At 68.9% G+C, this 22,848-nt stretch carries 20 protein-coding genes; 9 read left to right on the top strand and 11 right to left on the bottom strand.

Annotation, left to right across the window (positions count from 1 at the left end; translation table 11 throughout):
* Nucleotides 1-4 precede the first annotated feature (4 nt).
* Nucleotides 5-1,564, top strand: a complete 1,560-nt coding sequence (locus tag ASG43_RS10930; RefSeq protein WP_056504310.1) for an aromatic amino acid lyase — start codon at nt 5-7, stop codon at nt 1,562-1,564.
* Here the strand turns inward: ASG43_RS10930 and ASG43_RS10925 are convergent.
* On the bottom strand, nt 1,550-3,328 hold the full coding sequence (locus ASG43_RS10925; protein ID WP_056504548.1) for a cation:proton antiporter: 1,779 nt from the start codon (nt 3,326-3,328) through the stop codon (nt 1,550-1,552). The two genes, ASG43_RS10930 and ASG43_RS10925, sit on opposite strands and share 15 nt — an antisense overlap.
* A 141-nt stretch (nt 3,329-3,469) precedes the next feature.
* On the opposite strand from ASG43_RS10925, the gene ASG43_RS10920 reads away from it, so the two are divergent.
* Nucleotides 3,470-3,889 carry a DUF1810 domain-containing protein gene (locus ASG43_RS10920; protein WP_056504309.1) on the top strand — a complete coding sequence of 140 codons (420 nt, stop codon included), beginning with the start codon at nt 3,470-3,472 and terminating at the stop codon, nt 3,887-3,889.
* Between the two features lie 80 nt (nt 3,890-3,969).
* Nucleotides 3,970-4,152, top strand: a complete 183-nt coding sequence (locus tag ASG43_RS10915) for a hypothetical protein (RefSeq protein WP_056504306.1) — start codon at nt 3,970-3,972, stop codon at nt 4,150-4,152.
* A gap of 75 nt (nt 4,153-4,227) precedes the next feature.
* Here the strand turns inward: ASG43_RS10915 and ASG43_RS10910 are convergent, their stop codons facing one another.
* From ASG43_RS10910 to ASG43_RS10895, 4 genes are all read right to left on the bottom strand, one after another.
* Complete coding sequence (locus ASG43_RS10910) at nt 4,228-5,289, bottom strand: sulfate/molybdate ABC transporter ATP-binding protein (RefSeq protein WP_056504303.1); 1,062 nt, start codon at nt 5,287-5,289, stop codon at nt 4,228-4,230.
* 14 nt (nt 5,290-5,303) lie between these two features.
* On the bottom strand, nt 5,304-6,197 hold the full coding sequence (gene cysW / locus ASG43_RS10905; RefSeq protein WP_082490817.1) for a sulfate ABC transporter permease subunit CysW: 894 nt from the start codon (nt 6,195-6,197) through the stop codon (nt 5,304-5,306).
* Complete coding sequence (cysT, locus tag ASG43_RS10900) at nt 6,187-7,062, bottom strand: sulfate ABC transporter permease subunit CysT (RefSeq protein ID WP_056504300.1); 876 nt, start codon at nt 7,060-7,062, stop codon at nt 6,187-6,189. The genes cysW and cysT overlap by 11 nt, the downstream gene beginning before the upstream one ends.
* Before the next feature lie 185 nt (nt 7,063-7,247).
* The gene (locus ASG43_RS10895; RefSeq protein WP_056504295.1) at nt 7,248-8,258 is read right to left on the bottom strand and encodes a sulfate ABC transporter substrate-binding protein; all 1,011 of its coding nucleotides are present in this window, start codon (nt 8,256-8,258) and stop codon (nt 7,248-7,250) included.
* Between the two features lie 274 nt (nt 8,259-8,532).
* Between ASG43_RS10895 and ASG43_RS10890 the strand changes: the two genes are divergently transcribed.
* Nucleotides 8,533-9,528, top strand: coding sequence for a DUF808 domain-containing protein (locus ASG43_RS10890; RefSeq protein ID WP_056504291.1), 996 nt, complete (start codon nt 8,533-8,535; stop codon nt 9,526-9,528).
* 182 nt (nt 9,529-9,710) lie between these two features.
* Here the strand turns inward: ASG43_RS10890 and ASG43_RS10885 are convergent, their stop codons facing one another.
* From ASG43_RS10885 to ASG43_RS10870, 4 genes are all read right to left on the bottom strand, one after another.
* Entirely contained in the window at nt 9,711-13,067 is a 3,357-nt protein-coding gene (locus tag ASG43_RS10885) for a DEAD/DEAH box helicase (RefSeq protein ID WP_056504288.1), read from the bottom strand.
* 404 nt (nt 13,068-13,471) lie between these two features.
* Nucleotides 13,472-14,200, bottom strand: a complete 729-nt coding sequence (locus ASG43_RS22730) for a PIG-L family deacetylase (RefSeq protein ID WP_056504285.1) — start codon at nt 14,198-14,200, stop codon at nt 13,472-13,474.
* Nucleotides 14,197-15,327 (bottom strand): acyl-CoA dehydrogenase family protein, encoded by a 1,131-nt coding sequence (locus tag ASG43_RS22725; protein ID WP_056504282.1) that lies wholly within the window; start codon nt 15,325-15,327, stop codon nt 14,197-14,199. The genes ASG43_RS22730 and ASG43_RS22725 overlap by 4 nt, the downstream gene beginning before the upstream one ends.
* Nucleotides 15,328-15,440: 113 nt before the next feature.
* Nucleotides 15,441-15,902 carry an Lrp/AsnC family transcriptional regulator gene (locus ASG43_RS10870; RefSeq protein WP_056504279.1) on the bottom strand — a complete coding sequence of 154 codons (462 nt, stop codon included), beginning with the start codon at nt 15,900-15,902 and terminating at the stop codon, nt 15,441-15,443.
* A gap of 134 nt (nt 15,903-16,036) precedes the next feature.
* Here ASG43_RS10870 and alr point away from each other — a divergent pair, with 134 nt between their 5' ends.
* The 3 genes from alr to ASG43_RS10855 all read left to right on the top strand — a co-directional run bounded on the left by alr (nt 16,037) and on the right by ASG43_RS10855 (nt 19,893).
* A complete protein-coding gene (alr, locus tag ASG43_RS10865; protein WP_056504276.1) occupies nt 16,037-17,182 on the top strand; it encodes an alanine racemase in 1,146 nt (381 codons plus the stop codon).
* Nucleotides 17,179-18,429, top strand: coding sequence for a D-amino acid dehydrogenase (locus ASG43_RS10860; RefSeq protein ID WP_056504272.1), 1,251 nt, complete (start codon nt 17,179-17,181; stop codon nt 18,427-18,429). Before alr ends, ASG43_RS10860 begins: the two co-directional genes overlap by 4 nt.
* Before the next feature lie 273 nt (nt 18,430-18,702).
* On the top strand, nt 18,703-19,893 hold the full coding sequence (locus tag ASG43_RS10855) for a GGDEF domain-containing protein (RefSeq protein WP_082490815.1): 1,191 nt from the start codon (nt 18,703-18,705) through the stop codon (nt 19,891-19,893).
* A gap of 142 nt (nt 19,894-20,035) precedes the next feature.
* On the opposite strand, the gene ltnD is transcribed toward ASG43_RS10855, so the two are convergent.
* Nucleotides 20,036-21,052 (bottom strand): L-threonate dehydrogenase, encoded by a 1,017-nt coding sequence (gene ltnD / locus ASG43_RS10850; protein WP_082490814.1) that lies wholly within the window; start codon nt 21,050-21,052, stop codon nt 20,036-20,038.
* 33 nt (nt 21,053-21,085) lie between these two features.
* Between ltnD and ASG43_RS10845 the strand changes: the two genes are divergently transcribed.
* On the top strand, nt 21,086-22,000 hold the full coding sequence (locus ASG43_RS10845) for an NAD(P)-dependent oxidoreductase (RefSeq protein ID WP_056504263.1): 915 nt from the start codon (nt 21,086-21,088) through the stop codon (nt 21,998-22,000).
* 130 nt (nt 22,001-22,130) lie between these two features.
* On the top strand, nt 22,131-22,388 hold the full coding sequence (locus ASG43_RS10840) for a DUF2171 domain-containing protein (protein WP_056504542.1): 258 nt from the start codon (nt 22,131-22,133) through the stop codon (nt 22,386-22,388).
* 88 nt (nt 22,389-22,476) lie between these two features.
* Here ASG43_RS10840 and ASG43_RS10835 read toward each other — a convergent pair whose 3' ends face one another.
* Entirely contained in the window at nt 22,477-22,725 is a 249-nt protein-coding gene (locus tag ASG43_RS10835; RefSeq protein ID WP_056504260.1) for a helix-turn-helix transcriptional regulator, read from the bottom strand.
* Nucleotides 22,726-22,848 lie beyond the last annotated feature (123 nt).

The following is a 22,848-nucleotide window of genomic DNA, read 5'->3' as shown; positions in this document are numbered from 1 at the left end:
CCGCATGAGGGACCTGGCGCTCGGCGCGGGGCCGATCGATCTTGCCGGTCTCGTACGCGCTGGCGCGGCCGGAACGCGGCTTCGCCTGGCTCCCGGAACCGCCGATCGTCTCGCCGCCTCGCGTCGCGTCGTGGATCGATATGCGGACGGAAACGAGCCGGTCTACGGCCTCAATACGGGCCTGGGCGGCAATCTCCGCCATCGCTTGCGGCCGGAGGAGATCGCGACCTTCCAGACCGGAATGGTTCGCGGACGCACGATCGGCATCGGCGAGCCCTTCGACGAAGCGACCTGCCGTTTGATCTTCCTCGCCCGGATCGTCGGGCTGACGAGTGGCGGGGCGGGGCTCGGCTCCGAGACGGTGGAGGCGATCCTCGCCATCTGGAACGCCGGCCTGACGCCGGTCGTGCCGCGCCGGGGCTCCATCGGCGCGGGCGATCTCGGTCTTGCCGCCCACATCGCCTCCGCCCTTCTCGGTCTCGGACAATTCTACAGGGACGGCCGGCCGAGACCGGCGGCCGAAGCTTTGGCCGAGGCCGGGCTCCAGCCGATCGCCTTGGGCGCGAAGGACGGCCTCGGCCTCCTCAACTGCAGCTCCGTCGCCGCCGGGCACGCCGCGTCGGTCCTCGCCGATCTCTCCGACGTCCTTCTGCTCTCGGCGGCGACGGCGGCACTGTCCTTCGAGGCCTATGCCGCCAATCCCCGCATCTTCGACGAGCGCCTGTCCGCCGCGCGTCCGGCGCGCGGGCAGGTCGAGGCCGCGTCCCTGTTCCGCGCGATCCTCCTCGGCAGCGGGCTCCATGCGCCGGGTGCCGCCCGCTCGATCCAGGACGCCCTGAGCTTCCGCACGATCGCGCCCGTCTTCGGCGCGATGCTGGCGAGCATGGCGACGGCGATCGCCGACGTCGAGACGGAGATCAACGGACGGCCGGACAATCCGCTGGTCCTCGTCGACGATGGGCTCATCCTGTCGACGGCGAACTTCCACACGCCGGTCGTCGCGCTCGCCTTCGACACGCTCGCGATCGCAGGAGCCTCCCTCGCCACGGCCTCGGCCTACCGCACGACCAAGCTGATGAACGCGGACCTCTCGGGCCTGCCGAAATATCTCTCGCCGGTCGGCGGGGCTTCCAATGGCCTCAACTCGCTGCAGAAGACCGCCGCCGCGCTTCATGCGGAGATCCGGCTGAAGGCGACGCCGGCGAGCCTCGACGCGCTGCCCGTTTCGGAAGGCGTCGAGGACCACGCGCCGCAGACCCCGCTCGCCGTCGCCAAGTTCGGCGAACAGGTGACGCTTCTGCGGATGCTCGCCGCCGTCGAGGCCCTGGCGGCGGCCCAGGCGGCCGATCTCAGGGGCAGCCGCTCCGCGTCGGTGACGGGCCTGCTCTTGTCCGCGATCCGCGAACACGTGCCGAAGCTGGACGTGGACCGGGAACCCGGCTTCGATGTCGATCGCCTCGTTACCCTCTTCGAGGACCCGGCGCTGCCCGACGCCCTGCGATCGGCGCTGGTGCCGGCGGGGCCGGCGGTTCTCGGCCCCCTCGCTCTGTCAGGGCGCGGCTGACGCCACGGCGACGCCGTCCGGAATGTCGCGCTCGGCGCTGCTTTGCCGGTTGCGCTCGTTGCGCTCGGCGGCCATCGCCTTCACGGCGGCCCGCACCTCGGGATGGCGCGACATGAAGAGCGCGAAATCGCGCCGCTCCAGCATCAGGAACTGGCAATAGTCCATGGCCGTCACGTCGGCCGTCCGGCGCGAGCCCGTGAGCAATGCCATCTCGCCGAAGAAGGCCCCGGCTTCGAGATCGACGACATCGCCGCCGGGCAGTTCCACCTCCACGCGGCCGGAGCCGATGAAGTACATGCCGTCCGCTCGGTCGCCCTTGCGGATGACGCGCGTTCCCGGCGCCGCGGTCTTCGGGCGAAAGAGCAGGAGGAGCTCGTCCTGCTCCTCGGGCCCGACCGAGCCGAGAACCGGGAACGTGTCGAGCAGCGCCTGCAGCTCCAAAGCGCGGGCCTCGCCGCGCGCCTCGTTGCGGCGGCGATTGGCGGCCAGATCGTCCTCCAGCGCCTCCTGCCGGGCGCGCCCGAAGGACAGGAGGTCTGCGCGTCCGGACGCGCCGATCCGCCTGCGCAGCGCCTCGACGACCCGGAACGCGACGGGGTTCAGCGTGATCGACAGGATCGCGGCGGCGAGGATGAGGTCGTGCCCCGCCTCCGGCAGGAGACCGAGCGACAGGCCGAGCCCGGCGAGGATGAAGGAGAATTCGCCGATCTGCGCCAGGCTGGCGGAGACGCCGAGGCCGAGCGACAGGGGAAAGCCGAGGAGGACGACGATCCCGAAGGCGATGATGCTCTTGCCGACCATGACGAGCGCGAGGGTCGCCAGCACTTCGAGCGGCTGGCGCACGAGGATCGAGGGATCGAAGAGGAGGCCCACCGACACGAAGAAGAGGACGGAGAAGGCATCCTGCAGCGGCAGCGAATCGCGCGCCGCGCGATGGCTGAAATGGGACTCCGAGAGGACGACGCCCGCGAAGAAGGCGCCGAGCGCGAAGGACACGCCGAACACCGCGGCCGATCCGAAGGCGATGCCGAGCGCGAGCGCGAGGACGGACAGCGTGAAGAGCTCGCGCGAGCCGGTCCGCGCGACCTCGGCGAGAAGCCAGGGCACGATCCGCGGCCCGATCAGCATGGCGATGGCGACGAAGGCGGCGACCTTGCCGAGCGTCACGGCCAGCGTCAGCCCGAGCGAGGCGTCTCCGGCGATTGCCGGTGCATGCCCGCCCGCCTCCGCTCCCGTGCCGCCGAGAACGCCGGCAAAGGCGGGAAGCAGCACCAGCGCGACGACCATGGCGAGATCCTCCACGATCAGCCAGCCGACGGCGACGCGGCCCTTCGGCGTGTCGAGGAGATTGCCTTCCTCGAGCGCCTTCAAGAGCACGACGGTCGAGGCGACGGAGAGGCTGAGGCCGAAGACGATGCCGGCGCCGAGCGTCCAGCCGAAGAGATGCGCCAGACCCATGCCGAGCAGGGTCGCGAGGAGGATCTGCCCGATCGCGCCGGGAATGGCGATGCGGCGCACCGCCATGAGATCCTGCACGGAGAAGTGCAGGCCGACGCCGAACATCAGGAGGATGACGCCGATCTCCGCCAATTGTCCCGCCAGCGCCGCATCGGCCTGGAAGCCCGGGGTGAAGGGGCCGGCGAAGACGCCGGCGACGAGGTAGCCGACGAGCGGCGGCAATCGCAGTCGGCTGGCGAGATAGCCGAACACGAAGGCGAGCACGAAGCCGATCGCGATCGTGGCGATGAGTCCTGTTTCGTGCAGCGTCCTGCTCCTCGTCTCGGCATCCGCGGCGGCGGTCGTCAGGCGATCCGATGGAATCGACTCGTCTCCCGCTCCATCTTGGAACCACATTCGCTTCCGCATCGCAAACGATGGAGCGGACGGAAAAAAGGGAGAGCAGGCATGACCGACCTCGAACGTTTCGTCTCGGCGCAGGCGCCGGTGTTCGATGCGGTCCGGCGGGAGCTCTCGGCCGGGCAAAAGACCAGCCACTGGATGTGGTTCGTCTTCCCGCAGATCGCCGGCCTCGGCTCCAGTCCGACGGCGCGGTTCTATGCGCTGTCATCCCTGGCGGACGCCAAGGCCTATCTCGCCCATCCCCTGCTCGGTGCCCGGCTGGCGGAAGCGACCGGCCTCGTCCTCGCCCTGTCCGAAGGGACCGCGCATGAGATCTTCGGCTCGCCCGACGACCTGAAGTTTCGCTCCTCGATGACCCTCTTCGCGGCGGCCGATCCCGCCGATCCGCTCTTTCGCCGGGCGCTCGATCGCTTTTTCCGGGGCGAGCCCGACGAGAGGACGCTGAGCCTTCTCGGCAGGGGCTGAGAGATCATGGGCGGCGAGCGATCGTGCAACATCCCGTCCGTCGATCCGTTGGTCTTGCGAACACGACGAGGAGAACGACGATGTCGGATATGAAGAACGACCTGTCACCGGACATTCGCGACCAGAGCGACCTGATCGAAGACGGCATGACCGACGAGATCGAGGCGCTGGAGGCGCTCGCCGAGGACGAAGAGCGCCGCGCGCCACACGGCGCACCGAAAGACGAGGGCGGCCAGCCCGAACCGGCGCCGGAAACGCTCTGACCGGATCGTCGGTCGCACCATTGGATTCGCGGGCCCGTCGGACGCGGGGCCCGGTCATCGCAAGGGCCGCCCCATTCAGGCGCCGGCCCGCTCCTCGCGGAACAGGCGGCCCCGGATCGGGCGCACGGAAACGGTGGTGCCGCGGGCCGGGTCGAAGCCGGTCTCGGCGGGTAGATCGACCTCGATCCGCTCGCCGGTCTCCTCCAGCGCGAGCTCCAGGATGCGCGCTCCGCCGGCTCGGCGCGAGAGCGAAACGGCGCCCGTGAGCGCACCGGCACCGGGTTCGACGAGTTCAAGATCGTGCGGGCGCACGTAGAGCTTGGCCGGACCGTCGCCGGTGCCCCGTCCGAGCCCGGAGCCGAGCGGCCGGCCGCGATAGAGCGCTTCCCCGTCGGCCACCGTGACGGGCAGGGCATTCGACGCGCCGATGAAGGAGAAGACGAAGGAGGAGGCGGGACGGTCGTAGATGTCGTCGGCGCCGCCCACCTGTTCGATCCGCCCCTGGCTCATCACGACGACGCGGTCGGCGAGCTCCAGCGCCTCTTCCTGGTCGTGCGTGACGAAGACGGTGGTGTGGCCGGTCCGATCGTGCAGTTCGCGCAGCCAGCGGCGCAGCTCCTTGCGCACCTTGGCGTCGAGGGCGCCGAAGGGCTCGTCGAGAAGGAGAACGCGCGGTTCGATGGCGAGGGCGCGGGCGAGCGCCACCCGCTGGCGTTGCCCGCCGGAAAGCTGCGCGGGATAGCGCCCGCCCAGTCCCGACAGCTGCACGAGGTCGAGAAGCTCCTCGGCCTTCGCGCGGATCACGGCTTTGGAGGGACGCTCGCGGCGCGGGCGCACGGACAGGCCGAAGCCGATGTTCTCGGCGACCGTCATGTGCTTGAAGAGCGCGTAATGCTGGAAGACGAAGCCGACATGGCGCTCCTGCACGCTCTTGGTGGAAGCGTCGTCCGCCCCGAAATGGATCGTGCCGCTCGTCGGGAATTCGAGACCTGCGATCAGCCGGAGGAGCGTCGTCTTGCCGGAGCCGGACGGCCCGAGCAGCGCGATCAGTTCGCCCGAGCGGATGTCGAGCGAGACGTCGTGAAGGGCGGGGTAGCGGTCGAACTCCTTGCGGATGTTCCTGACGCCGATATCCATGATGTTCGTCCCGATCAGTGGCCGGCGCGGCCGGTGGCGGCGAGATCGCCGGCGAAGCGCGCTTCGAGCAGCGCCTTGAAGCCGAGCGTCAGGAAGGCGAGCGCGGCGAGGAGGGTCGCCACCGCGAAGGCGGCGGAGAAGGCGTATTCGTTGTAGAGGATCTCGACATGCAGCGGCATCGTGTTGGTCACGCCCCGGATGCGCCCGGAGATCACCGACACCGCCCCGAACTCGCCCATGGCGCGCGCGTTGCAGAGAAGGACGCCGTAGAGGAGAGCCCATTTCACGTTGGGCAGCGTCACCCGCCGGAAGGTGCTCCAGCCCGATGCGCCGAGCGAGACGGCGGCTTCCTCGTCGCCGGTTCCCTGTTCCTGCATCAGCGGGATCAGCTCGCGCGCGACGAAGGGAAGCGTCACGAAGATCGTGGCGAGCACGATGCCGGGAATGGCGAAGACGATCTTGATGCCGCTCGCCGCGACCAGCCAGTGAAGGTAGCCCTGCGCACCGAAGAGCAGCACGAAGACGAGGCCGGCGATGACCGGGGAGACGGAGAAGGGCAGGTCGATGAGCGTGATGAGGAGGCTCTTGCCCTTGAAGTCGAACTTGGCGACCGCCCAGGCTGCGGCGAGGCCGAAGACGACGTTGAGCGGCACCGAGATCGCGGCGACGATCAGCGTCAGTCGGATCGCGGCCAGCGCGTCCGGCTCGACGAGGGCGGCGAGGTAGGCCGAGAGCCCGTTGCGGAAGGCCTCCACGAAGACCGCGACAAGCGGCAGGAACAGGAAGAAGCCGAGGAAAAGGAGCGCCACCGCGATGAGCGACCACTTCACGAGGGGCGATTCCGTCGCGACGGGGCGCGGCTTTCGGGGCGCGGGCGCGGGCAGGGCGGGCAGGGTGTCAGCTGGCATGGCCGTAGCGCCTCCGGCTCCAGGATTGCAGGAGATTGATGACGAGGAGCAGGGCGAAGGAGATCGCCAGCATCATCGCCGCCACCGCCGTCGCGCCGGCATAGTTGAACTCTTCGAGACGGATGACGATGAGGAGCGGCGCGATCTCGGACACGTAGGGAATGTTGCCGGCGATGAAGATCACCGAGCCGTACTCGCCGACGGCGCGGGCGAGCGCCAGCGCGAAGCCGGTCACGAGCGAGGGCAGGACGATCGGCAGGACCACCCGCGTCACGGTCTGAAAGCGATTGGCGCCCAGCGTCGCGGCGGCCTGTTCGAGCTCGGCGTCGACCTCTTCGAGCACCGGTTGCACGGTGCGCACCACGAAGGGCAGCGAGACGAAGGTCAGCGCCACGATCACGCCGAGCGGCGTATAGGCGATGCGCAGGCCCTCGGCGCCGAAGAGGAAGCCGAGCGCGCCGCCCGGCGCGAAGGCCTGCCCGACCCAGCCGTTCGGCGCATAGAGGGCGGTCAGCGCGATGCCGGCGACGGCCGTCGGCAGGGCGAAGGGAAGGTCGATCGCGGCATCGACCAGACGCCGGCCGGGGAAACGGTAGCGCACCAGGACCCAGGCGACGAGAAGGCCGAAGACGGCGTTGATGGCCGCCGCCGCGAAGGACGCGGAAAAGGACAGCCAGAGCGCGGACAGCACGCGCCGGTCGGCCGCCAGCGCCAGGAAGTCCGACACGCCGAGGCCGGCCGCCCGAACGATCAGCGCGCCGAGCGGGATCAGCACCACGAGCGCGAGGTAGAAGAGCGTCAGTCCGAAGGCGAGCCCGAAGCCGGGCACGACGCTCGGTCGCTTGATGGCGAAGCGTCCCGTCATGAAATGCGGCAGGCCTTTCGTGGATCGCCGCGCGAGGAGCGGACGCTGAAGGGGGACTGGGAACGAAGACAATGGGGGCGGAGGACGCATCTGGCTAGTGACACACGCGCCACGCGAGGGCGAGCGCCTTTCGGCGCTCGCCCTCGCGTCTCGTGATCGGCGTCCGGCGCAGAACGGCGAGCCGTTCAGTTGCCCGGCTTGTAGATCTGGTCGAACACGCCGCCATCGCCGAAATGGGTTGGCTGCGCCTTCGCCCAGCCGCCGAACTGCGCGTCGTCGATCGACACGAGCTCGACCTCGGGAAAGCGCTCGAGGAGCGCCTTGTCGGTCACCTCGTCCGGCTTGGACGGGCGATAGTAATGCGTGGCGGCGATCGTCTGGCCTTCCGGCGAATACAGGTAGTTGAGGTAATCCGTCGCGACCTCGCGCGTGCCCTTGGCGTCGACATTGCCGTCGACGAGCGCCACCGGCGGCTCGGCGAGAACGGAGATAGACGGCACGACGATCTCGAACTTGTCCGGGCCGAGCTCCTCGATGGCGAGGAAGGCTTCGTTTTCCCAGGCCAGGAGCACGTCGCCGATGCCGCGCTGGACGAAGGTGGTCGTGGAGCCGCGGGCGCCGGTGTCGAGAACCGGCACGTTGCGGTAGACCTGCCCGACGAAATCCTTGGTCTTGGCCTCGTCGTTGCCGAAGGCCTTGTTGGCATAGGCCCAGGCGGCGAGATAGTTCCAGCGCGCCCCGCCCGACGTCTTCGGGTTCGGGGTGATCACCTGCACGCCCTCCTTCACGAGGTCGCCCCAGTCCTTGATCGCTTTTGGATTGTCCTTGCGCACCAGGAAGACGATCGTCGACGTGTAGGGCGCCGAATTGTTCGGCAGGCGGCTGCGCCAGTCCGCCGGAATCTTCTGCGTCGCCTTGGCGATGGCGTCGATATCGGCTTCGAGCGCGAGCGTCACCACGTCGGCGTCCAGGCCGTCGATCACCGTGCGCGCCTGCGCGCCCGATCCGCCATGCGACATCTGGACGGCGACCGCCTCCTTGCCGCCGGCTTCGAGATGCCGGGAGAAAGCCTGATTGTAGTCGCGGTAGAGTTCCCGCGTCGGGTCGTAGGACACGTTGAGAAGGGTCGTCTGTGCGAGCGCGGAGGACGAGGCGAGGATGGCGAGCCCGAAAGCGAGGGCAGTCCTGCGGAACATGGTGGCTCTCCATTCAATCCAGAGACTTGATAGGTTGATCGTCGGGCGAGGCTCGCGAACTGTCAATCGCGCCCGTCGAGAACGCAAAACCATGCGCGAGCGGGGCCGCGCGGCAGGACGATCGTTCCAAGCCGGGCGAGGTGGACGATAGGCTTCGACCCGCCCGCCTTCGCGAATCGGCAGGATGCCCGTCGTTTTGCGCGTTCCCAGCGGAGAACGGCATTGCTAACAAGAGGGCTCTCCCGCCTCGGGAACCCCCATCGAAGGACCTGCCGTGAGCATCGGATTGATTGCCCTACTCGACGACGTCGCAGCGCTCGCGCGCGTGGCGGCGGCGTCCCTGGACGACATCGCCGGACAGGCCGCGAAGGCCGGCGCGAAGGCGGCGGGCGTCGTGATCGACGACGCCGCGGTGACGCCGCGCTACGTGACCGGTTTCGAGCCGGCCCGCGAGCTTCCGATCGTCGGCCGCATCGCGCTCGGCTCCTTGAAAAACAAGCTCCTGTTCCTCCTGCCGGCGGCGCTGGCCTTCAGCGTCTTCGCGCCCTGGGCCATCACGCCGCTCCTGATGCTGGGCGGCGCCTATCTCTGCTACGAGGGCACCGAAAAGGTCTACGAGTGGATCGTGCCGCACAAGGCCGAGGCGCACGAGGCCCGGATCGGCAGCGTCGCGGTCAATCCGAAGACGCTGGAGGACGAGAAGGTGGCGAGCGCCATCAAGACGGACTTCATCCTCTCCGCCGAGATCATGGCGATCACGCTGGCGAGCGTGCCCGACAGCTCGATCTGGATGGAGGCGATCGTTCTCGCCGTCGTCGGCATCGGCATCACCGTCGTCGTCTATGGCGGCGTCGCGCTGATCGTGAAGGCCGACGACGTCGGCGTCGCCATGGCGGCAAGCCGGTCGACCTCGGCCCTCGCCGGCCTCTGGCGAGGCGTCGGACGCGGGCTGGTCCTTGGAATGCCCTACTTCCTGAAGCTGCTCGGCATCGTCGGCACCGCTGCGATGATCTGGGTCGGCGGCGGCATCATCGTGCACGGGCTCGCGACCTACGGGTTCGCGGGCGTCGAGCACGTCATCCACGACATCGCCGTTTCGGTCGGCGCCGCGGTGCCGGCGCTGACCGCGATCCTGGAATGGCTGGTCACGGCTGCCGGAGCGGGCGTCATCGGACTGGTCGTCGGCGGTGCGCTGATCCCGGTCGTCTCCCGCGTCATCGCGCCGATCTGGAAGGCGGTGACGGGGAAGACGACGGCGCATGCGGCGTAAGGGACCCGAAGGGTCGCTCGCGTCGGCCGATCCCGCGATCCGGCCAAACGCCTCTCCTTCCATAGAGAGACGAGGCTTGCCCCCAACCTCGGTGCTGCCGATCGTCCCTTTGGAAGGGCAGGAGGCCGGCAGAACCGAGGGGGCGCCGTGGGGGGCTGCCTCGCCGCCCCACCCGAACGATCTTAAGCCGCCGTCGCCGCCGTCTTCCTCGAACGTCGCGCGCCGGGTTTTGCGCCCGTCTTCGCCTTGGCCGGCTTTCCGCGCACGAGGCGCTCCGCCGTTTCGATCATCGCCATGGCCGCCGCGACGGGCTCGGCTCCGCTGTCCGCGATGCCGGTGTCGATCAGCCGATTCTTCGACCAGCTCATCGACGGGTGCGACGACAGATCCGTTCCGGCCGCCAAGGCCTCGGCCCGCGCCAGATCGAAGCTCGCGGCGATCGCCTTCGGCCCGGCGTCGAGGCGGTGGATGCCGAGATCGCGGCAGGCGCCGCGCAGCCGGGCGAGATCGAAGGCGAGGCGCAACGGATCGGGGAGCGGCCCGAACCGATCCTCGACCTCGCCGAGGAGAAGATCGAGCGCCGCGGCGTCGCGCGCCCCTGCGATGCGGGCGGCGAGGTTGATCCGCATTTCGGGTTCCGGGATGTAGTCCTTCGGGATGCGGCCCTCGACGCCGAGGCGCAGATCCGCGACGCGGTCGTCCACCGTCGCCTTGCCGCTCGCCGCCGCCATCGCATGCTCCAGGACGTGGCGGTACAGCTGCAGCCCGATCAGCTGGAGATGGCCAGCCTGTTCGTCGCCGAGGAGCTCGCCCGCCCCGCGCAGGTCGAGATCGCGCGCGCTGATCTCGAAGCCCGCGCCGAGCCGGTTGAGCGCCTCCAGCGTGCGCAGGCGCTTTTCCGTTTCAGCGCCGAGCGGCCGGTCCGGATCGGTCGCGAGGATCGCGATGCCGCGCCGTGCGCCGCGTCCGACCCGGCCGCGCAGCTGGTGCAACTGCCCGATGCCGAAGCGATCCGGCCGCCAGACGATCATCGTGTTGGCGCCGGGCACGTCGAGACCGCTTTCGATGATGTTCGTCGCCAGAAGCACGTCGCCCTGGCCGCCGGCGAAAGCCAGCATGGTCTCGTCGAGGTCTTCGGCCGCCATCTTGCCGTGAAGCAGGGTCACCTCGAGGTCGGGCACGATCCGGGCGAGACGCTCGGCCATCGGCTGGAGATCCTCGATGCGCGGGCAGACGACGAAGCTTCGGCCGCCCCGCTTCTTCTCCCGCTGGAGCGCATCGCGCACGGCGTCGTCGCAGAAGGGCTCGACCCGCGTCGCGACCGGCTGGCGCAAGACCGGCGGCGTCGCGATCACGCTGAGATCGTGAAGCCCGACGAAGCCCGCCTGGAGCGTGCGCGGAATGGGCGTCGCGGTCATCGCCAGGACATGGGCCTCGCGGCCGAGCCTGCGCAGCGCGGTCTTGTGCGCGGAGCCGAAGCGCTGCTCCTCGTCGATCACGACCAGCGCCAGATCGTGGAAGGCGACGTCCTTGGCGGCCACTGCATGGGTGCCGACGACGATCTGGATGCGTCCGTCGGCAAGCCCCGCCTTAACGGCCTTCGCCTCCGCGGCGCCGCCGAGGCGCGAGAGCTGGGCGACCTCGATGCCGAGGCGCGCGAAGCGCTTGGCGAACAGACGGAAATGCTGCTGGGCGAGGACGGTCGTCGGCGCGACCACGGCGACCTGCCGGCCCGAGAACACGGCCGCCGCCGCCGCCCGCAGCGCGACCTCCGTCTTGCCGAAGCCGACATCGCCGCAGACCAGTCGGTCCATCGGACGGCCCGAGGCGAGATCGGCGAGAACGGCGTCCGTCGCCGCTTCCTGATCGCGCGTCAATTCATAGGAGAACCGGGCGCAGAATCGCTCGAAGAGACGGGCGTCGGGCTGGATCGGCGCGCAGCGACGTTTCGCCTTCTCGGCGGCGAGGACGACCAGCCCTTCCGCCGTCGCGCGCACGCCGCTCATGATCTCGTCGCGTCGTTCGCGCCAGCGGTCACCCTTCAGCTTGTCGAGATGCACGCCGTCCGCGCTGCCGTAACGCCAGAGCGCCGCTATGTCCGACATCGGGACGAGGAGGGTGGCATCGTCCGCATAGCGCAGGCGCAGCGCCTCGTTGCCGTCAGCGATCTCGTCCAGGCCCTCGAGAACGCCGACCCCGTGGTCGAGATGGACGACGGCGTCGCCGAACTCGAATCGCGTCGAACCGCTGGGCAGCACCGACGACGAGCCCTCGATGGACGATCCCGCGCGGTGGCCGGCAATGTCGCGGGCGGTCACGAGGGTGAGGTCGTCGGTCCGGTCCCGGAACCCTTCGGCCAGCGGCGCGATCAGCGCGAGAAAGGCGCCGGGCTCGGCCGCCGTCGCTTCGTCCCACTCGGCGATGCGGTGCGCCGTCCGGTCCAGCGCCCGTTCGACGGGGCGCAGCCACGCGGTCAGGATGGCGTCGGTCGGCGCCGCGAAGACGAGCCGGTCGCCGGAGGCGATGATGTCCGCGGCGAAGCCTGCAAGGGACTCCATCGGGTCGTCGTCGGCGACGAAGCGCGGCACGGTGGCCGAGCCGTCGGCGAAGGTGCCGTCCTCGACGATGGCGTCCAGTCTCCCGCCGATCGCGCGCGAAAACTCCGATCGCTTCAGAAACGTCTTGTCGATCCTGGCCGCCACCCCGTCCTCATGGCCCTCGCGGATCTGCTCGAAGAAGGAATCGGCCCGTCGATCGACGCCGTCCTCCATGAGGACGACGGCGTCCGGAAGGTAGTCGAACAGCGTTTCCAGCTGGCCGTAGTGGCGCGGCAGATCCGGCTCGCGGGCCGCCGTGGCCTCGGTGACGGCGGCACCGATCCGTTCGCTCGCGGGATCGACGATCAGATGCTCGGTCGTGGCGACCGACCGCTGAGACACCGGGTCGTAGGAGCGGATCGCCGTGATCCGTCCGTTCTCGTGCTCGATGCGGCAGGGGCGGGGAGCGGCGGCCGGAAAGATGTCGACGACCCGGCCGCGAACGGCGGCTTCGCCGGGCTCGTCGACGCGATCGTCCACGACATAGCCGATCTCGGCCAGCCGTTCGCCGACCGCGTCCGGGTCGATCGTTTCTCCGACGCGAAGCTCGACATGGCGATTCTTCCACACGGCGCGCGGCGGAACGCGGCGGAGCAGCGCTTCGGCGGTGGTGATGACGACCGGGGGACGCTCGGCCTTGTCGGTCAGCCAGCGCAGGACGCTCATCCGCCGGCCCATCGTCTGAGCCGAGGGGCCGACGCCGTCGCCGGGCAGGCTGTCCCAGGGCGGCAGGAAGGCCGCGTCGCGCGTTGGCGCGAAAGCCTGGAGTATTGCGAGGATGTCCTGGGCGCGGCGCGCGGTCTGGGCGATGTAGAGAAGGGGCTTGCCCTTCGAGGCCGCGACCTTGCGATGGATCAGCGCGGCCGTAGCGCCGACGGGATGGAGGGGCCCCAGATGATCGGCTTCGACGCTTCGCGTTTCGATCGTGACGGTCTGCAGCATGAACGCAACTCCTCCCGAGCCCCGCCGGCCCGATGGGCCTCGCGGTCGCTCTTCACTCGACACAGCACCGTCCGCTCCAGGGTCGCCCGGCAGGACGCTCTCGCGCCGCGGGCTGCCGCGATGTCGGTCGCGAACGGGTCCATCTCAACGTGAAGTCCGGTCGAACGATCCGCGCGAGCCCTGGGCCTTCACGTCGCAGCCAAGGGCTCTGTCGGCGATCGCAGGGAACGGTTCGGGGAGTCGGGTGCAGACGCGCACGGACGCTTCGGGGAAGACCGATCGATCCGTCGGTCGATGCGGTGGAGCCGAAGCCCTGAAGCCGGCTTTCCGGCCAAGTCGAGCGACGAACGATGCCGGCAGGCCGCAGCGGCGTCACAGGTCCGGCGGGATCCTGTCATCTCCCGTCAACGCAGCCGATAGACCGCTTCCGTTTCGCCATCGTGATGGTCGAGGAACCAGCGTGGCAGCGTGAAGCCGTCGGGGTCGTCGTCGACGACGAGGCCGAGTTGGCTGCGATGACAGGCGACCGCCGCCCGCTTCTGCGGGCGCGGCGTTGCAAGGCGCATGGGTTCGAGGCCCTCCGCATCGACCTCCTCGTCGGCATCGAGCCGCACCGTCCAGACGTCGTAGGCGAGAAGCCGAAGGGCAGGTCGAAGCTCGCCGACGGCTTCGAGGAGAAGACCGGCCGCGCGATGATCGGTGTGCGGATCGAAGAGCACCGTTCCGGCGAGCGTGGTGGCGCCGAGCCGGTCGCAGAGCGCCGCGACGGCGGCAGCGGAGGTTTCCAGGCGCGGATGCCATTCCGCGCCGCTGTCGGGAAGGCCCAGGCGAAGCACCTCCGCTCCGCCGGCGCCGAGCGCCTGCATCGCCGCCGCCTGCTCCGTCACCCGCAGCGCCGCCAGCCGCCGGGCGGGCCAGGTGTCGGACGATCGGTGCGAAGCTTCGCCGTCCGTCAGGGCGACGAGACCCACCGGCCGGCCGAGGCGGACGGCCCCGGCGATCAGAGCGGATGCACCCAGGCATTCGTCGTCCGGATGGGGCGCGATGACGACGAGCCCGCCCGGCCCGATCGCCGTCTCGACGGAGACGATCGGCGAGGCCGCGACGCGCTCCCGCCAGTCGCCGAGCCTCACGCCGGTCGCCCCGGGACGAAGAGGTTCGCAAGGGTCCGCGTGTGCTCGATCAGGGTTCCGTCGGGATTGGCCTGACGGAGATAGACGCGCAGGTCGCGCAGGATCGGCTCGATCGGATGACCTTCGCAGAAGATGCCGAGCCCGATCGCCCGCTCGGCCGCCTCCATGACCGCCAGCCCCGCCGCCTCCGTGCGCAACCGGGCGTAAGCCGAGTGCGAGACGGCGGCGGCATCCACCTCGCCGCCTTCCACGCGCCGGGCGGCGTCCTCGACGAAGAGCCGCGCCGAGCGCGCCTCCATCAGCATGGACCCGACGCGTTGCATCTGCAGCGGATGATCGAGCCGTCCGCCGTCGCGCAGCGCGCCGATCGTCAGCTCCACGATCCGCTCGATCGCGCCGAGCTGCACGGCCGCGCAGCGCCAGATGCCGCCGACGAAATACGGCTCGCGCTTGTAGTCGCCGGGCCGCCCGATCACGTCCTCCGGCCCAGCGGTCAGGCGCGAGGCGTCGTAGCGTCCCGAGCGCGAGGCCCGCATCCCGCTCATCCGCCAGCCCGAAGGATCCATGCGTTCGGGATCGGTCGCATCGAGGAGAAGCAGGCGCATCTCGCCGTCCGGGGGCGTGTAGGGCACGAGCGCGCGGGCGACGAGGCCGAGGCCGGAGGCGAAGCGCTTGGAGCCCTCGAGCCGCAAGCGGCCGTCTTCGCCCGTCTCGGCTGAAAACGGCGGCAGGCCGTCCGCACCCCAGACGCCGAACAGACGGCCGGCGCGCGCATCCGCCCGCAGGCGTCGCTTCTGGTCCGGCGTTCCGTAGAGGCAGACCAGCTGCAACGCGTTGACATGGCCCTCGTAGAGCCGGCCGAGAGACAAATCGTGCCCGCCGATCCGCACGAGAGCGGCCAGCACGTCCGAAGGCGGGAGGCCGTAGGCGGGCGCGCCGTCCCGGCCCTCGAAGTCCACCGGCAGGGCGAGAAGTCCCTCGCGATGAAGCGCGGCGACCGCCGGGGCGAGATCGCGATCGTGGAGATCATCCAAGCCGGATCGCCGGGGGAGGGTGGCGAGAGCGGCCGCGACCCGGTCGTCGAGCGATCCGCCGCGAAAGGCCGCGGCGGGTTGGGCGATCGTCATCAAGCGGGCATCCTCGGTTCGGGCCTCGTGTTCGTAAAACTTACGAACCATCTGGAGCCGGTCCCTGAAACAGCAATGCGACGGACCTCGAGAGGGCGCGGTCTGCCCTTGGATCAGCGCTCCCGCCGCATCGCGGACAGGACGCTGCGGATCGCGATGCTGGAATGGATGCGCGAGACGCCGGGAAGGCGCGACAGGACCTCCTTGTGGACGGTCTCGTAATCGCCGGCATTGCGCGCCTCGACGCGCAGGATGTAGTCGGCATCGCCCGTCATCAGGTAGCATTCGCGGATTTCGGGATGCCGGCGCACCGCCGCCTCGAACCGGTCGAGATAGTCCTCGCTCTGCCGGTCGAGCGTGATGCGCACGATGGCCACGATCGCCCCGGCCTCGTCGGGACCGGCGACGATGGCCGTGTAGCCCCGGATCACGCCGCGCTCTTCCAGCAGATGGACGCGGCGCAGGCAGGCCGATTGCGAAAGGCCGACGGCTTCCGCGAGGCGGGCATTGCTGATGCGCCCGTCGAGCCGGAGCAGGCGAAGGATGTTGCGGTCGATCGTGTCGAGGTCGCTCATGGTGGATATGTGTGACGCCGCCGCAGATTGTTCGAATATCGCCTGATCTTCGCAAGGTCTTGCGAGCGAGCGCAAGCCCGCGCGGATCGACCGTCGCTAGACTTGGCCTGTTCGATCTCGCACGGGAGGCTCTGTTGGACGCAGTCTGGGCTCGCGATACCGTCGGCGCGGGTGCGCTCCTGACGATCGATCTCGACGCGCTGGTGGAGAATTATCGCGGCCTCGCCGAACGCGCCGCGCCCGCCGCCTGCTCGGCGGTCGTCAAGGCGGACGCCTACGGGCTCGGCGTCGAGCAGGTCGTTCCGGCCCTGCGCGACGCGGGATGCCGCCACTTCTTCACGGCCCAGCTGCGCGAAGCGCTCGAGGTCCAACCGCATGCAGGGCGAGGTGCCGCGATCTACGTCCTGAACGGGCTTCAGCCCGGCTCGGAGGCGCTCTGCGCCGAGGCCGGCATCGTGCCCGTGCTGAACGGCACCGAACAGGTCGAGGCTTGGATGACGCTCGCCGTGCGGCTCGGCCGCAGCCTGCCGGCGGTCATCCAGATCGACAGCGGCATGTCGCGCCTCGGTCTCGCGCCGGAGGAGGTCGAGGCCCTGGCGTCGCGGCCGGGCGCCCTCGACGGCATCGACCTCATCCTCGTGATGACGCATCTCGCCTGCGGCGACGAGGCGACGAGCCCCTACAACGGCCAGCAGCTCGACGCCTTCCTCGCACTGGCTGCGCGTCTGCCGCCGGCACCGCTCTCCATCGCCAATTCCGGCGGCGTCGCGCTCGGCGGAGACTTCCGCCAGGATCTCGTGCGCCCCGGCGTCGCGCTCTACGGCGTCGCCCCGACCGCCGGCCGCAGGAACCCGATGCGCCCGGTGGTGCGGCTGGACGCGCGCGTGATCCAGACGCGCGCGGTGAAGGCGGGACAGGCGATCGGCTACGGCTGCTCGCTCGTCGCGGACCGCCCGATGGAGCTCGCCACGATCGCGGTCGGCTACGCCGACGGCTGGCCACGCTGCCTCGGCCATGTCGGCGCGGCCTACAAGGGCGCCGTCCGCCTGCCGATCGCGGGGCGGGTCTCCATGGATTCGATCATCCTCGACATCTCGGACCTGCCGGAGGATTCGCTCCGCCTCGGCGACACCGTCGAGCTGATCGGCCCAAACCAGACGCTGGAACAGGTCGCCGCCGACGCCGGCACGATCCCTTACGAAATCCTGACGGGTCTCGGTCGCCGCTATGCCCGCCGCATCCTGCCTCCCTCGTCATCTGCTGAAGGAAACATTCGATGAAGGTTCTCATCCTCGGCAGCGGCGTCATCGGGGTGACCAGCGCCTATTATCTCGCCAAGGCCGGACACGAGGTGTCGGTCGTCGATCGCCAGCCGGCGGCCGCGCTCGAGACGAGCTTCGCCAATGCCGGTGAGATCTCGCCCGGCTACGCATCGCCCTGGGCGGCGCCGGGCGTGCCGCAGAAGGCGGTGAAATGGCTGATGATGAAGCATGCGCCGCTGATCCTCCGCCCCCGGCCGGACGCGGCGATGCTCAGCTGGATGGCGCAGATGCTCGCCAACTGCACGTCGAAGCGCTACGCGATCAACAAGGCGCGCATGGTGCGGGTCGCGGAATACAGCCGCGATTGCCTGATGGCGCTGCGCGAGGAGACCGGCATTTCCTATGACGAGCGCATGGCCGGCACGCTTCAGGTGTTTCGCACGCAGAAGCAACTGGACGGCACCGCCAAGGATATCGAGGTCCTGAAGGACGGCGGCGTCCCCTTCGAGGTGCTGGACACGGCCGGCTGCGTCGCGGCCGAACCCGCCCTGGCTTACGTGCGGGACAAGATCGTCGGCGGCCTGCGCCTGCCGAACGACGAGACCGGCGACTGTTTCAAGTTCACGCAGAGCCTCGCCAAGATCGCCGAAGGGCTCGGCGTGACGTTTCGCTACGGCACCGACATCCTCGCCATCCGCACCGAAGGCGACCGCGTCACGAGCGTCGAGACCAGCGCCGGCACGCTGACCGCCGACACGGTCGTCGTCGCGCTCGGCAGCTTCAGCCCGAAGCTGCTCGGACCTCTCGGCATCAAGATCCCGGTCTATCCCGTGAAGGGCTATTCGATCACCGCTCCGATCGTCGACGAGAGCCGCGCGCCCGTGTCGACCGTCATGGACGAGACCTACAAGATCGCGATCACCCGCCTCGGCGACCGCATCCGCGTCGGCGGCATGGCCGAGATCTCCGGCTTTTCCACCGACCTGCCGCCCGCCCGCCGCGCGACGTTGGAGCAGTCGGTCTCCGACCTCTTCCCCGGCGGCGACCTCGAGGCCGCGACCTTCTGGTCCGGCCTTCGTCCGATGACCCCCGACGGCACCCCGATCATCGGCGGCACGCGCTATACGAATCTCCTCCTCAACACCGGCCACGGCACTCTCGGCTGGACCATGTCCTGCGGCTCGGCCCGCATCCTCGCCGATCTCGTCTCGGGCGTGCGGACGAACATGGACGTGTCGGATCTGTCGATGGCGCGGTACGGGTGAGGCCAGCGGGCAGTGCCGCGATCGATCGGCCGGTGGAAGAATCAACGAAGCATAGATGATTATCCGTAAGACGAACTAATAAGACGTCACAGCGTTCAATTCCGCATTTCGGAATTCTCAACCCATTCTTGCTATCTGGATTTCAGTCGAACAGAGCGTTTTGCTCCACCGCAGCGAAGTGCTCGCAATTTCATCATGAGCGCGATTTGTCCCATGCGTATGGTTGGGAAGACCGCAGCCCATTGAACGGCACTTTTTCGGTATCAAAGCTCGATGAACTCCCTGACGACGACTCCGGCAAACAGAGGCCTGCTGCCCGATGAACCTTTGGATCGGTGGCTCCGTTTCAAGCCGTCGATCGAGGTCCTGTGGGAGCGCGACCTCGGTTCCGACCGTGTTGCGGACCTGCGCCGAAGCATCATCGTCGGCCTGTTTCTGTTCAACGCATTCCTGATCAGGGACTTTTTCTTCCTCTCGGATCTGATCCTGGAATCCGCGATGTCGCGGGTCGTTCTGTCGACCCCCGTCAGCCTCTTCATCCTCTGGATCCTCCCGAAAGTGGGTCCGGTCTGGCGCGAACGTGTGGTGGCCATGGGTATGGTGAGTGCCGTGCTCGCCGTGGCGCCGATCTTCACCCTGTCGCGCGCGCCATGGGCTTTGTTCTCGTTTGCCGGATACCTCTGGTTCGTCATCTACGCGAACATGCTGTTGGCGCTGCGGTTTCGGCAAGCCAGCCTCGTGACCGCGTTGTGCTTTCTGATCGGCGTCGGCTCGCTTGTGGCGCGCGGCACGGACGAGCTCGCGATCACGTTGGGCCTGACCTGTCAGTATGCCACCACCTGCCTGTTCTCGCTCTATGCCAACTATCTCAACGAGCGCCGTCGGACGAAGAGCTACCTCACCGAACTCTCTGCGACCTTGAAGTCGGAGTTCGATGTGCAGGCGAGGCAACGCTACCAGGATCTGTCCTTGACGGACGCTCTCACCGACATGCCGAACCGCCGTCTTCTGAACTCGGTTCTGCAGGATTGGTCGACCGAGCGCGCCGCCGTGACCATCGCGATGCTGGACGTCGACCATTTCAAGTTGTTCAACGACGCACTTGGCCATCCGACGGGAGACGAGTGCCTCCGGCAAATCGCCCGGGTCCTGACCGCCACGCATTCGAAGCATGTCATGGCCGCACGGTTCGGCGGCGAGGAATTCACGATCGTCATCCGTGATCACGCCGAACCCGATGCCGTCCGCATGATCGACGACGTGCTGAAAGCCGTCGAGGCGATGGGGATCTCTCATCCCGGCCGGCGGGACGCCACGAACGTCGTGACGATCAGCGCCGGGATCGCGTCCTGTCCTGCCGGCGAAGACTGGACCGGTGACGATCTGATCGCGTCGGCAGACGCCGCGCTCTACGTTGCCAAACGCGGCGGGCGCAATCGGTTCGCACTGGCCGTCGGAGGCTGACGCCATTCGATGGGGCGATCCGGCGACGGCTCGCCGGGCTGAACGTGCGGACGGAACGAGGGGCACTCGGCTGATCAACCGCGATCGGGATGGTCGGTCGCCGACCGGTCCCGGCGGTTTGACCGCGTCACGATCTCCGAGCTCAGTCTTCGCCCTTCGGTAGCGTCACACCCGTCACCCCCGCGATCATCCGTGCCACCGAGGCGTCGTCGTCGCGGCCCATGCCGGCCGCCGAGGTCATCAGGTACATCTGGAGCGCGGCGCCGGCGAGTTGGGTCGGGAAGCGTTCGGCGCGGCCCATATCGGCGACGATGCCGAGATCCTTGACGAAGATCTCGACGGCGCTGCGGGGCGCATAGTCGGCGTCGAGAATGTGGGGCACGCGGTTCTCGAACATCCAGCTGTTGCCGGCCGACTGGGTGATGACCTCGTAGACCTTCGCGAGGTCGAGCCCGAGCTTGGCGGCGAAGGTCATGGCCTCGCAGGCCGCCGCGATGTGGACGCCCGCCAGAAGCTGGTTCACCATCTTGAAGGAAGCGCCAATGCCCGCCTCGTCGCCGAGCCGGTGGACGGTCGCGGCCATGGCGTCGACGGCGGGCTTGGCCTTGTCGAAGGCCGCCGGCGTGCCGGACGCCATGAAGGTCAGCTCGCCCGTCGAAGCGCGGGCCGCGCCGCCGCTCATCGGGGCGTCGAGATAGAGGAGGCCGGCGGCTTCGGCGGATGCCGCGAGGCGGCGCGCGTCGGCGGGCGCCATGGTGGCGCAGGACACGACGACGCCGCCGGGCGCCATGCCGGCCGCCGCGCCGCCTCCCGCTCCGCTGCCGCCTTCGCCGAAGAGAATCCGCTCGGTCTGCGCCGCGTTGACGACGACGACGACGAGGATCTCGGCGCCCTGCGCGGCATCGGCCGCCGAGGTTCCGACGCGCCCGCCGGCCGCCTCGAGGGCATCGCGCTGCGCGTCCGCAACATCGTAACCCGCGACGTCGAGCCCCGCGGCCAGGGCGGCCTTGGCCATGCCGAGCCCCATGGAGCCGAGGCCAATGATCCCGACCTTGGTGCCTGTCGTCCGTTCCGTCATGTCGTCCTCCCGTCGCCCCGCCCACGCATTCTTCGTGCGATGAGATCGGGACGGGCTGCAATCGAGGTGATAATCACCCATCCATCCAATGGGCACCCAACGGGAGGGAACCTCATGTCAGAGACCAAAGGCAAGAGCGATGTCGTCGGCTTCATCGGCCTCGGCTACATGGGCCACGGCATGGCCAAGAACATCGTGGAGAAGGGCTATGCCCTCCATGCCCTCGCCAACCGTCGTCGCGAGGCGATCGAGGACCTCGTCGGGCGCGGAGCCGTGGAAGCGACGTCGGCGGCCGCGATCGCCGAGGCCTGCAACGTTGTCGTCCTCTGCCTGCCGGGATCGCCCGAGGTCGAAGCGGTCGTCGCGGGACCGGACGGCCTTCTGTCGAACGCCAAACCCGGTCTCGTCATCATCGACGCCTCCACCGCCAATCCCGTCTCGACGCGCCGTCTCTACGATCTCGCCGCCGAGAAGGGCGCCGTCTTCGTCGACGCACCGCTCGGGCGAACGCCCAAGGAGGCCTGGGACGGCCAACTGGATTCCATGGTGGGCGCCGACCCGGACGTGCTGGAGCGCGTGCGCCCCATCGTCGACACCTGGTCGGGCCGCATCATCCACACCGGCGGTCCCGGCTCCGGCCACACGATGAAGCTTCTCAACAACTTCCTCTCGCTCGGCTATGCCGCGCTCTATGCCGAGGCTCTCGCCATCGGGGGCAAGGCCGGCGTTTCGCCCGAGACCTTCCACAGCGTGATCTCGGGCGGCCGGATGGATTGCGGCTTCTACCAGACGTTCATGGGCTACGTCGTCGGCGGCAATCCCGAATCGCACAAGTTCTCGCTGCGCAACGCCCACAAGGATATGCGCTATCTCGTCGGCATGGCGAACGAATCCGGCATCGCCAGCCATGTCTCCAGCGCCGTCAAGAACAGCTACGCGACCGCGGAGGGCATCGGACGGGGCGGCGACTTCGTGCCGTTCCTGGCCGATATCGTCGCCGACCTGAACGGCTTGCCGAAGCGCGGCTGAGGCGGGACGAGGGCGAGGGCGAGCCGCCGCGCTCCATCGCCCTCGTCCGTCCGCCAGCCATGCATCCAAGTCGCGCCCGGCGCGTTCCTCCGGTCGGACGGGCAACCGTCGCATGGCCAAGGAGACGAACATGTCGAATGTCGCAGGCATCACCGAGCATATGGAAGTCGTTGGCGCGGACGGCGTCCATATCGGCACCGTCGACAAGGTCGAGGGCGATCGCATCAAGCTGACGAAGAAGGACAGCGGCGAGGGCTCGCACAAGGGCCACCACCACTACATCTCCACCGGCTTGGTCGCCGAAGTGGAGGGCGACAAGGTTCGGCTCTCGGCCAATGCCGATGTCGCCGTGTCCTTCGAGGAGGAGAAGGACCGCCAGGGCGTTTGAACCGGCGGGTCCAACGAGAAAGGCCCGGCTTGGCCGGGCCTTCAGGACGCCATCGCCCGGCATGTCCGGGATTGCGCAGGTCGTCGGTTCAAACGGCGACGATCTCGGCCAGGACGTCCGAGGGAACATGCAGGGCCTCGCTGATCGCCTTCAGTTCCTCGTCCTCTGGAGCTGCGCCGTCGTCGATCGCGTTCAGGCGCTGCATCGGTATCCCGGTGTCTTCGGCGAGTTCGCCGACCGTGATCTCGGTTTCGACGCGGAACGCGCGGATCGGCGGCACGCCGTCCTCGATCGCCTCGAACACTTCCTCCGGAATGCCGTCATGACGCATCGTCATCTTCCCTAGCTTCGTGCCACGAAGTCGATAACGCCGCCGGGGCTTCGGTCGTTGCAAACGAATGGCGATATCGCACCGCTTCGCCGGGACGGGTGGGGGGCGGAGCCCGCCTCCCGCGAAAGA

Origin of the sequence: Aureimonas sp. Leaf454 (assembly GCF_001424685.1) — a bacterium.
GTDB lineage: Bacteria > Pseudomonadota > Alphaproteobacteria > Rhizobiales > Rhizobiaceae > Plantimonas.
The sequence above is the reverse complement of the archived record's forward strand: the minus strand, read 5'-3'. Positions and strand labels throughout refer to the sequence as shown.

Excerpts from the sequence above, each read along its gene's own strand:
- ASG43_RS10885 (WP_056504288.1), bottom strand. The coding sequence starts at position 13,067 with ATGCTGCAGACCGTCACGATCGAAACGCGAAGCGTCGAAGCCGATCAT.
- ASG43_RS10930 (WP_056504310.1), top strand. The coding sequence starts at position 5 with ATGAGGGACCTGGCGCTCGGCGCGGGGCCGATCGATCTTGCCGGTCTC.
- cysW (WP_082490817.1), bottom strand. The coding sequence starts at position 6,197 with ATGCCAGCTGACACCCTGCCCGCCCTGCCCGCGCCCGCGCCCCGAAAG.
- ASG43_RS22725 (WP_056504282.1), bottom strand. The coding sequence starts at position 15,327 with ATGACGATCGCCCAACCCGCCGCGGCCTTTCGCGGCGGATCGCTCGAC.
- ASG43_RS10855 (WP_082490815.1), top strand. The coding sequence starts at position 18,703 with ATGAACTCCCTGACGACGACTCCGGCAAACAGAGGCCTGCTGCCCGAT.
- ltnD (WP_082490814.1), bottom strand. The coding sequence starts at position 21,052 with ATGGGTGATTATCACCTCGATTGCAGCCCGTCCCGATCTCATCGCACG.
- ASG43_RS10860 (WP_056504272.1), top strand. The coding sequence starts at position 17,179 with ATGAAGGTTCTCATCCTCGGCAGCGGCGTCATCGGGGTGACCAGCGCC.
- ASG43_RS10920 (WP_056504309.1), top strand. The coding sequence starts at position 3,470 with ATGACCGACCTCGAACGTTTCGTCTCGGCGCAGGCGCCGGTGTTCGAT.
- ASG43_RS10845 (WP_056504263.1), top strand. The coding sequence starts at position 21,086 with ATGTCAGAGACCAAAGGCAAGAGCGATGTCGTCGGCTTCATCGGCCTC.
- ASG43_RS10840 (WP_056504542.1), top strand. The coding sequence starts at position 22,131 with ATGTCGAATGTCGCAGGCATCACCGAGCATATGGAAGTCGTTGGCGCG.
- cysT (WP_056504300.1), bottom strand. The coding sequence starts at position 7,062 with ATGACGGGACGCTTCGCCATCAAGCGACCGAGCGTCGTGCCCGGCTTC.
- ASG43_RS10870 (WP_056504279.1), bottom strand. The coding sequence starts at position 15,902 with ATGAGCGACCTCGACACGATCGACCGCAACATCCTTCGCCTGCTCCGG.
- ASG43_RS10915 (WP_056504306.1), top strand. The coding sequence starts at position 3,970 with ATGTCGGATATGAAGAACGACCTGTCACCGGACATTCGCGACCAGAGC.
- ASG43_RS10910 (WP_056504303.1), bottom strand. The coding sequence starts at position 5,289 with ATGGATATCGGCGTCAGGAACATCCGCAAGGAGTTCGACCGCTACCCC.
- ASG43_RS10835 (WP_056504260.1), bottom strand. The coding sequence starts at position 22,725 with ATGACGATGCGTCATGACGGCATTCCGGAGGAAGTGTTCGAGGCGATC.
- ASG43_RS10895 (WP_056504295.1), bottom strand. The coding sequence starts at position 8,258 with ATGTTCCGCAGGACTGCCCTCGCTTTCGGGCTCGCCATCCTCGCCTCG.